Genomic DNA, 9113 nt, shown 5'->3' on the forward strand with positions numbered 1-9113 from the left:
TTGATGCGCGGGCGCTGCGGGAGCGGCCGTTGACGTCGTCGGTGCGGTTGACGCTGCTCCTTTTGAAGATCGCTCCGGGGAATCCGTGGCTGGTGAAGGAGCTGGGGCCGTGGGCGGATGAGTTGCGGGCGGTTCTGGATGGTCCTGATGGCAGGGAGGAGTTCGCTGCTCTCCTGCGTTACATTGAGCTGGTCGGGGAGGCAGAGATCCGTGATCAGCTGCATGATTTGATTACCGCTCTTGGTTCTGACGCGGAGGAGGCCTACATGACCATCGCCGAGCAGCTCCGCGCCGAGGGCCGTGTCGAAGGCCGCGCCGAGGGCCGTGTTGAGACCCTCGTCCAGCAGCTGACGCTCAAGTTCGGCCCGCTTCCCGAGGCGCTGCTCACCACCGTGCGTAACGCCTCCGCTGACCAGCTGCGGACCTGGACCGTCCGCGTTCTGAGCGCTGACACCCTCGACCAGCTCTTCGGCTAGCCGGCAGGCGTATCTGGAGGCCGGTCCCTCGATCGTCGCGCATCGCGAGTCGGCCATCGAGGTCGCGCATGCGACCGTGAAACTTCCACACGAAGTGGCAGCGAGCCGCTGCGTCACACGGTATGACCATGCGACTTAGCGGTCGCCGCCGGAAGTTGTTCGGGGGTACCGGATGACAGACGGATGCATCGTGAGGCGGAGAAGGCCCCGGTAGCGGTGTTCTACCGGGACCGACGACAACGAGGCGAGGCGCCGTCTGGCGCCGGCAGACCCTGGACGAACTTCCGGCGGCGACCACTTAGAGAGCATTTCGTCCAGATAGGCGAAGTTTGTCGGGTCCTGTACACGGCAATTGTCGGGATTCAGGAACGGCGAGGTGGGGTATCGACTCACCTGCGCCGTCGTCTGCACCGCCTGAGGCGGCTCTGGCGCGGGACGGTTCCGACTCTGCCCCACCTTGCCACCGCCAGAAATCCGACTGAACCATCGCAAAATGAACGAGATGCTCTCTTAGAGTGAGTTTGATCAAGATCTGCTGACCTATCGGAAGTTTTGTCCTCCAGTCCGTCGAGCCGGTTTTGCGCAGATTCGAGGAGGATCACGAGCTTCGTACCCGGTGCGACGGGATACGAAGTACCGTTTTTGTCCTATAAAACCCGTTTGATCGTGAACCGTGTTACTCCCAGTAGCCGAAACATGTTGATCACGAGGTTGGTGATAGCGGCCCACAGCTGGGGGTTGTCGCCGGTACGGAGCAGGGAGGCATCCTCGCGCCAGATGACATCCCGTAGCCAATGTGTGTGCTCGACGGTCCAGTGGCTGCGGACGTGGGCGAGCAGGTCGGCGGGGGTGGCCTCATGAGCGGCGAGGCTGGTGATGGACAGGACAGCCTCGGTCCTGGTCCGCCAGGCGCCGCCGCGCCATTCGGTGACGGAGCGTTCGACGAGCACAGCGCGGGCGGCATCAACCATCCCGTGGCCGGCGGGCATCGGCAGGTGGCGCAGGGTACGGGTCTCGAGCCGGCCATGGCTGTGCTCCTGAGTCGCGGCCGTGACCGGGGTAGTCAGCCAGGGCAGGGCGTCGAGCAGGGCGAACAGGCGGGGCTGGTTACCCCGGACCGGCAGCAGGTAGTGCGCCAGCTTCATCCGGCGCAGGTAGAGGGTGTTCGCCACGTTCGTCTGGAGAGCGTCAGCCGTTATCACCACGTCACGCAGCGGTAGCGGTTCGAGGAGTGAGGCGACGTGCCTGACCTCGGTGGTCGTATTCTCCACCCGCTGTTGGGCGACCAGCATGCGCAGAGCGTGGACGACCGAGCCGAGCAGGTGCACCCTGGGCATCCCGCCGCGTTTCGCGCCGCGGGACTCCTTCCCGTCGACCGCGACGGCCTGCTGGCCGGCCTGGTAGGAGGCCTCGACCCGCACCGCCGGGTCGACGAACGGGTGAGTCGGAGCGAGCCGGACACGGCCGTCCGGGTCGGTCTCGCGTAGCGCGTCCGCCCGCGACCGCCGGCACCGCCGCGCTGGCTGAGCCGTTTCGGCGGGCTCGGTGGGTGGCGCCGCGGGTCGGGGTGGGCAGGCCAGGGCCCGCGCGACGGCCCAGCCGGAGATCGCCGCCTCGAACTCGACGACGTCGACGTGTTCGTCGAGCCGGTCGAGGGTCGCCGTCGACAGGACGACGTACTGGCGGGTCAGATACGGACAATCGTGATAGTCCGTCCACTGGGGCTTGTGGTGGTCTCTGAGCCCAGCTTGGTGGCGACGCGTTTGCGTTCGGCGGGTCGCTGGTCAAAGATCACGAGGTGGCCGGCGGAGAGGCCGAGGCGGAGCAGGTAGCCGTCCAACTGGCTGACGCCGGCCTTCGTCGGATCCTTGTCGCCGGGCCGGTGGGTCTTGACCTCGAGAGCTTCGCGCTGGACGGCGGGTCTGCCGTCGGGCTCGGTGTAGGTCCAGCGGATGAGCAGGTCGAGTGCGCCGCGTCCGACGCCGTATTCGCGGTCCACGAAGCCGCTTCCATTGATGGCGCGGTCGAGGTAGCCGAGCAGGGTGACGTGGGGGGTCACTTCGCGGTAGGGCTCGTCGGCTTCGAGGATGTCCTCGCTCCGGTGCCAGAAGTCGGTGAATCGGGTGAGCAGGCCGGGCAGGTCGAGTCGGCCGTCGGGGAGTATGAACGAGCGGGGCCGGGGCGCGCCGAGAATCCCCTCGAAGAGACCGTCGGCAAGGACTCGCGTGATGACGTTCCGGTAGATCGGATTGGCTATTTCGACCGTTGTCGCGGTTCGTCGGATCAGTCCCAGGTCGGTGGTGTAGGCGAGGTCGTCGGCGAACGGGTCGAACCTGACCTGCGTGCCGGCGAGGATGGGCTCGATGATCCGTCTGACGCGGGAGTCACGGAGCTTGTCGAGTAGGGAGTCCAAGTGGGTCTCACGGGCGACCGTGATCCGTTCGGCGGCCTCGTCGACATGCTCGCCTGTGATCGTCACCGTCGTTGGCACCTTGATGCGGTTGACGATCTCGTATGCGAGGGCGTTGACCAACCATGGCTGGCCCATCGTCAGTGCGTAGGCGTACTCGACGGCCTGTGAGGTGAACCGTTGGCCGGTGTCGGTGGTGTGTTGTCCATAGAGGGCGCGGACCTCGTCGATGGTGAAGTCACTCAGCCGCAGCGACGTCACCGCGATGTTGAACGGGCTTGGCGATGTCAGCCTGGTCGGGTCGCCGCCTGCGGCGATCTTGTAGTCGCGGATGTCGCGCAGGCCACAGAGCGCCACGGACGCGGGAAAGCCGGTGGGGCGGTCAGCGAAGCCGTCCCGCAGTTGGCGAAGCACGCTGAGCATCGTGCGCCCCGCGAGAGAGTCGATCTCGTCGAGGAAAAGAACGAGTGGTCGCGGGCAGGCCTCCGCCCAGGCGGCGAATGCGTCCGAGAGGAGCACTTCGTCCCAGCTGTCCGGCCATGGCGGCGGACGCAACTCGGCGGGCAGGTTGGTTCGTGCTGCGCGACGGGCACGGCCGAGGATCGCACGGGTGGCCGCGCCGACGTCATCCGGCCAGGGCTGTCCGGCCTCCATTGACAGCACCACTGCCGCGTGGCGCCCACTCGTGGTCAGTTCGGCGGCTAGTGCCCGTAGCGCCGTTGTCTTGCCCGATTGGCGGGGGGCGTGAATAACAAAATATTTCTTGTCCTCGACGAGATCTGGAACTTCCGGGAGCCGTGCCGGGGCTGGGATCATGTAATGATCGATCGGCACGCACGGTCCAGTCGTGTTGAACGAGCGAGTCATCACCCACCACCCTCCGGTCCGTCGCGCTCCACTGATCGCAACTTTACGGAACCGCGGTGGGCATCGCCTCGCGAGCGGCGAGGACGTGCTCGATTCCGAGCTGCTCCGTCAGGCGCGTCAACGCCGGACGGAGCAGCTGGAGCGGTACTCCTGCGGCTCGGATAGCCGTCACTCCTTGAGATTGTGGATCTCCGAGCCGGCCAGGTGGTCGACCAGCGGCCGGCCCAGGCTTGGCCCGGCATCGGCCAGCCGGTCGATCGCGTGGACGACGAGCGCCTTGGATCTCGGATCGAGGCCGTTGACCCAGGCCAGAATTTCGTTCGTGACGCGGAATTCCCACTCGTCGACAGAGAGATTGGCGAATTCTCCATCTCGGACGTAGGGCCGGCACTGCCGAGCCGGCGGCCATCTGCGCGGCCTGCCAGGGTTCCCGATCTTCTGGATACGTAGCGTGAGCACGCGACTTTCCGCAAGATCTGCGACCAAAAGTAGCGCGAACCCTGTGCCAGATATGACAGAGCATGGCCGATCTTGCGCAAGAGGTCGTTTTGGCTGGCCACTCGCCCAACAGCCTGTTGCGCGGCCGGCTGAGTATCGGTTCTGGTCGGTAGCGTGGTCACGACACCACTGTCCGCACGCTCCCAGCTCGGAGCCGTGCCTTGACCACGAAAAACCGAGACGCCCATGAAGTCCTTCGACGACGAGATCCTCATGGGGATCGCGGAGTTGATCTGTGGAGATGAGGGTCCGCTCTACCGCAAGGGCTACCAGATCCCCGATTTCTTCCGTCGGGCTGGGCTGCCCTGCGTGGCGTGGGACAAGGAGGCGACCCGCCGCTTCTGGGCGCAGGACCGCCTTCGGGAGTACCAGCGCACGCCCGGTGCCATGGAAAAGGTGTTCCTGTGGCCCGGCCCAACGGCTCCCCGCCCGCGTCCAGCTCGTCGACACCCACCGACACCGTGGCTTCCCGGACACCCGCAGCGGCGGCCACCGGCCGGATCCCGCCACGCCCGAACGCCCGCGCCTCCGCGGCCATCGGCAGCCGTCGCTGCCGCTCGTCGAGATGCGGAAAGATCGTCTCGAACTTCGCCGCGAGCAGCTCCCGAGTGACCGCAAACTCGCCCCTACCAGAGGATCATGCCCCATCATCGGAACCTACGGGTTATTTTCCGGCAGACTCGTAACATAAGTTGATCATGATGTACGGGGGGTTAAGTGTGTGGATGCGGAGTGTGGGCGGGTGAGCTTGGCCAGGGCGTGCTGCAAAGTTGTTGATGCTGGTCAGGCCGGGTCTTTGAGGCCGAGGACGGTCAGGAGCAGGGCGGTGTCGCGTCGGATCTTGCGGATGGTGGGATCGATTCTGGTGTAGCCCGCGAGACGGATCAGCCCGATTGTGAAGTTACGGAGCGTGGCCATGACGCGGGGCGGGGTGCCGGTCCGGACTTTGGAAGCGTCCTCACGGAACGTCATATCCCGGACCCAGTGAACCCTAGTCTCGAGCGCCAGGCTGGTGATCACATAGACGGTGACCACAGTTGGGATCTTCTTCGTGACCCGCCGCTTTCCCTGGCCCTTTGTGACGGTGCGCGTGACGTGGCGGCGGACCCTTGCGACGGTGCGGGCGTGCGGGTAGCGGGCGCGGACCGCCTCGCCGGCCCTGGCGAGCTGGATCGTGCGTTTCTCGTGCCGGCCGTGGGTGCGCTCCTCGGTTGGTGTGGCAGTCCCGTCCACCCGCCACTGCGATGTTCTACGCAACGTGACGGACGGCCGTGCTCTTCGGGCTCACCCCACCGTGCGCCCTGCGCCAGTGCCAGCCCGGACACGTTGCGTCCGGATCCGCCCCACCGCCCGAACATGGTGCCTGAGGTGAGGAAACGGGACTTTGCATTACGCCCTGCAGCCCTGGCCGCGACCGCGGAGGTACATTGCGAAAGAACGTCAGTTCCGCAGGAGCATGGAGACCGATACGTCTCGGGAGGCTGCCATGGCGACCAATCAATGCATGACATGTTCCGGCGTCGGAAAAGTTACCTGCTCCGCGTGTCAGGGTTACGGGTATCACAATCAAAACGGCACCCGCACCCGATGGGATGGGTCGGTGGAGTACTACTCCGAACAGATTCCGTGTAGCAGTTTCGGTTGCATTCAGGGAAAGTTTTCCTGCCTAGCATGTGGTGGGTCCGGGCAGGACCAGGCGCGCGTCATCGACGAAATACTGTCGACTGCCGCCGACGCTGACGGCACCATCGGCTCCTCCGCGTCGGCCGTCCCGCCGACCCAGCCGGTGGGGCAGGTGTTCCTCCTCGAGCCCTTCGCGTACGAATACCATCCACAGTTCCTCGACACCTTTCCAAGATCGTTTTACGTCCAACTCCTGTACACCGTTCTCTTCCTGACCTTGACGCCGCGCGGGACGAATACGTCGCTGGACACGGGCAGGCTGCCCAGAGGGCAGTGGTACACGCCCACGGAGCCCGACGGCACGCCGCTGCCCGTACAGCTGCACTCAGACGGCAGGCAGCTGTACGTATTGTGGCTCGACGCCGAAACACTACGGCGGCTCTAACCGCCGGGTAGCCTGCCGCGCCGCTGATCCGAGTCCAGCAACTGGGCAGCGCCGGTGCGGCGTTGTGAGGGCGGTGCGATGGGTGGTCGGGCCACTACCATGGCGTCGATGCCGAAGCTGTTGATCGTCCGCCATACCCCGTCGCCGTCCATGCAGACGATGTTGGAGGCAGTGCTCGCCGGTGCCAGGGATGAGGCGATCGAGGGCGTGGAAGTCGTGGTGCGCCCAGCCTTGGCGGCCACCGCGATTGATGTGCTTGCCGCCGACGGCTACCTGCTCGGGACGCCGGCCAACATCGGCTACATGTCAGGGGCTTTGAAACACTTTTTTGACTAGATCTACTATCCCGTGCTTGATGCGACGGTGGGTCGCTCGTACGCCCTGTACGTGCACGGGAACTCCGCCACGACAGGCGCGGTCCGGGGCGTCGACCATCGCCGCCGGGCTGAAGTGGAATCGATCATCGCATCGGTTGACGGTCTCGTGAACGTCGCCACCAATCTTGGTGTCCTGGAAGTGGTCAAATCAAAGCTTGTGTCCCGCCCGGATCGGGCAGCTTCCCATCTGGCGGATGTGCTCCGCGAACTTCTCAAGATTTACGAAGAACTTGAAAGGGAGATCCTCAAGTATCTGAGCGTCTCGTTGGATCCGAGCGAGGGCTTTGCGCAGGATCAGGCAACCCTACTTGGGGGCTGCAAAAAGAACGGCTCTGCCAAGATTCCGGTGGTGACAGGCCGTCGTCGCGGTGACAAGCTGGCAGCTGTGTGACGCCGAACTGCTGAAGATTGTTTTTCCTCAACTGGCCGCGGTGCTGGTCCAGCGCGTCGTCGATGGGGGGCAGAGGGTGCGGGTCGTTGCCCGGGCCCGGGCCGGGCCGGTGGCCTGTCCGCGCTGCGGGACGCGCACCGCACGGGTGCACGGCTATCACCGACGCCGGCTTGCCGATCTCCCGGTCGGGGGCAGACCCGTCGTGATCGAGTTGACCGTGCGGCGGCTGGTGTGTCCGAACCTGGACTGTTCACGGCAGACGTTTCGGGAGCAGGTACCCGAGCTGGCCGAGCGATACGCCCGGCGCACTCCTGACCTGGGGGCGCTCATCAGCACGGTCGGCGTGGCCCTGGCCGGGCGGGCGGGGGCGGGACTGCTGGACAGGCTCGCCGTGACCGTCTCACCGACGACCGTGCTGCGCCTGCTCATGGCGCTGCCGGTTCCCACCGGGCCGGCCCCGCAGGTGCTCAGCGTGGACGACTGTGCGCTCCGGCGGCGCCACCGGTACGCCACCGTGCTGATCGACGCCGTCAGCCACCGCCGCGTGGACGTGCTCCCGAACCGGAAGGCGGACAGCCTGGCGGCGTGGCTACGCGAGCATCCCGGGGTTCGGGTGGTGTGCCGCGACGGGTCGGCGGCCTACGCGGAGGTGATCCGCCAAGGCGCCCCCGACGCCGTGCAGGCCAGCGACCGCTGGCACCTGTGGCACAACCTCGGCGAGGCCGTGGAGAAGACCGTGGTCACCCACAGCCGCTGCTGGCACGCCGGCCCGGACCGCACGGCCACCACGCGGGAGGAGCGTACCCGCACACCGGCACGCCGGGCGTCCACACCCTGCTCGACGAGGACGTCGGGCTGTCCGAGTGCGCGCGGCGCCTGGGGTGGGCGCGCAGCACCGTCACGCGCTATGCCCAGGCCGAATCGGCCGAGGCCCTGCACCGTCCTGCGCAGTACCGCCGCACGCTGGTCGACCCCTAGCGCGACCACCTGCGCCGCCGCCTCGCCGCCGAGCCCGCCGTGGCGGTCACCCGCCTGCTGGCCGAGATCCGTGCGCAGGGCTACCCGGGCAGCGCCACCCTGCTCGTGCGCTACCTCAACCAGGGGCGCGCCGACCCCGCACGCACCCCGCCGTCCCCACGCCGCCTGACCGGCTGGCTCATGAGCAGGCCCGCCGATCTGCCCGATCATCGGCGGCGGCACCTCGACGACCTGGTCGCCAGCTGCCCGCAGCTGACCGTCCTGGCCGCCCGGATACACGCGTTCGCCGCCCTGCTCACCGAGCGCTGCGGCTAGGACCTCGACATGTGGATCAAAACCGTACGCGACGACGACCTGCCCTTCCTGCACGCCTTCGTCGCCGGGCTCGACACCGACCACGACGCCGTCGTTGCCGGACTGACCCTGCCTGACAGCAACGGCCCCACGGAAGGCACCAACACCAAGGTCAAACTGATCAAGAGGCAGATGTACGGCCGCGCCGGGTTCCCCCTGCTCCGCCAGCGCATCCTGCTCTCATGAACACCTATCACCACCCGTCACCACCGGAATCTTGGCAGAGCCGGAAAGTTGACAGTCCCAGAGTTTTGTCAACGCGACGGCTAGGCCCAGGTTCGCCGGTATGTCGCGTAGGTGGTGGCGGCCCGCTATGAGCTCTGGGCCTGTGCGGGGGCCCGGCTGAGGCCGGTAGTCCGGACCGGGAGCAGTGGGTGCCTCGTGTGGCCGGTGGGCCGGTGGGCCGGTGCCTGGTTGTGCGCTGCCTGGTTGTGCGGTGCCTGGTTGTGGGCTGGTGTGCTGGTGTGTCGGTGGGTGTCGGTACGGTGCGGTCATGTCGGGTCCGTCCACGCCTCATGACGCGGTGTTCCGCCGGATTTTGGGGACGCCGTCGAACGCGGCGTCACAGGTACGGGCGGTACTGCCACCAGAGCTGGTAGCCCGGCTTGACCTGGACAAGCTGGCGCTCGTGCCCGGGAGTCTGGTTGATGCCACGTTGCGGTGGCGGCATACCGATCTGTTGTTCGCCGCACCA

At 66.5% G+C, this 9113-nt stretch carries 7 protein-coding genes and 3 pseudogenes; 6 read left to right on the forward strand and 4 right to left on the reverse strand.

Going from position 1 to position 9113, the window contains the following annotated elements; translation table 11 throughout:
• A pseudogene (locus tag MJ777_RS16010) lies at window positions 1-476 on the forward strand (DUF4351 domain-containing protein); the annotation flags it as partial.
• Between the two features lie 647 nt (window positions 477-1123).
• On the opposite strand, the gene MJ777_RS16015 reads toward MJ777_RS16010, so the two are convergent.
• The 4 genes from MJ777_RS16015 to MJ777_RS16035 form a co-directional block, all read right to left on the reverse strand.
• Window positions 1124-1897, reverse strand: a complete 774-nt coding sequence (locus MJ777_RS16015) for an ISAs1 family transposase (protein ID WP_239346937.1) — start codon at window positions 1895-1897, stop codon at window positions 1124-1126.
• Between the two features lie 266 nt (window positions 1898-2163).
• Window positions 2164-3753, reverse strand: a complete 1590-nt coding sequence (locus MJ777_RS16020) for an ATP-binding protein (RefSeq protein ID WP_239377033.1) — start codon at window positions 3751-3753, stop codon at window positions 2164-2166.
• 168 nt (window positions 3754-3921) lie between these two features.
• Complete coding sequence (locus MJ777_RS23170) at window positions 3922-4212, reverse strand: hypothetical protein (protein ID WP_370652734.1); 291 nt, start codon at window positions 4210-4212, stop codon at window positions 3922-3924.
• An 822-nt stretch (window positions 4213-5034) separates the two neighbouring features.
• Window positions 5035-5484 (reverse strand): hypothetical protein, encoded by a 450-nt coding sequence (locus MJ777_RS16035; RefSeq protein WP_239377034.1) that lies wholly within the window; start codon window positions 5482-5484, stop codon window positions 5035-5037.
• Window positions 5485-5851: 367 nt separating this feature from the next.
• On the opposite strand from MJ777_RS16035, the gene MJ777_RS16040 reads away from it, so the two are divergent.
• The 5 genes and pseudogenes from MJ777_RS16040 to MJ777_RS23175 all read left to right on the forward strand — a co-directional run.
• Window positions 5852-6319 carry a hypothetical protein gene (locus MJ777_RS16040; RefSeq protein ID WP_131746648.1) on the forward strand — a complete coding sequence of 156 codons (468 nt, stop codon included), beginning with the start codon at window positions 5852-5854 and terminating at the stop codon, window positions 6317-6319.
• Window positions 6320-6418: 99 nt separating this feature from the next.
• Window positions 6419-6800 (forward strand): annotated as a pseudogene (locus MJ777_RS16045) (flavodoxin family protein); the annotation flags it as partial.
• A gap of 2 nt (window positions 6801-6802) precedes the next feature.
• Complete coding sequence (locus MJ777_RS16050) at window positions 6803-7087, forward strand: hypothetical protein (RefSeq protein WP_239377035.1); 285 nt, start codon at window positions 6803-6805, stop codon at window positions 7085-7087.
• A pseudogene (locus MJ777_RS16055) lies at window positions 7080-8605 on the forward strand (ISL3 family transposase). Before MJ777_RS16050 ends, MJ777_RS16055 begins: the two are co-directional and overlap by 8 nt.
• A gap of 307 nt (window positions 8606-8912) precedes the next feature.
• Window positions 8913-9113, forward strand: a 201-nt coding sequence (locus MJ777_RS23175) for an Rpn family recombination-promoting nuclease/putative transposase (protein ID WP_370652735.1), incomplete at its 3' end; no start/stop codon positions are given.

This window comes from Protofrankia sp. Cj5, from assembly GCF_917627405.1.
Classification (GTDB): domain Bacteria; phylum Actinomycetota; class Actinomycetes; order Frankiales; family Frankiaceae; genus Protofrankia.

Bases quoted from the DNA above. Each gene is read 5' to 3' on its own strand.
- MJ777_RS16020 (WP_239377033.1), bottom strand. From the start codon at position 3,753: ATGACTCGCTCGTTCAACACGACTGGACCGTGCGTGCCGATCGATCAT.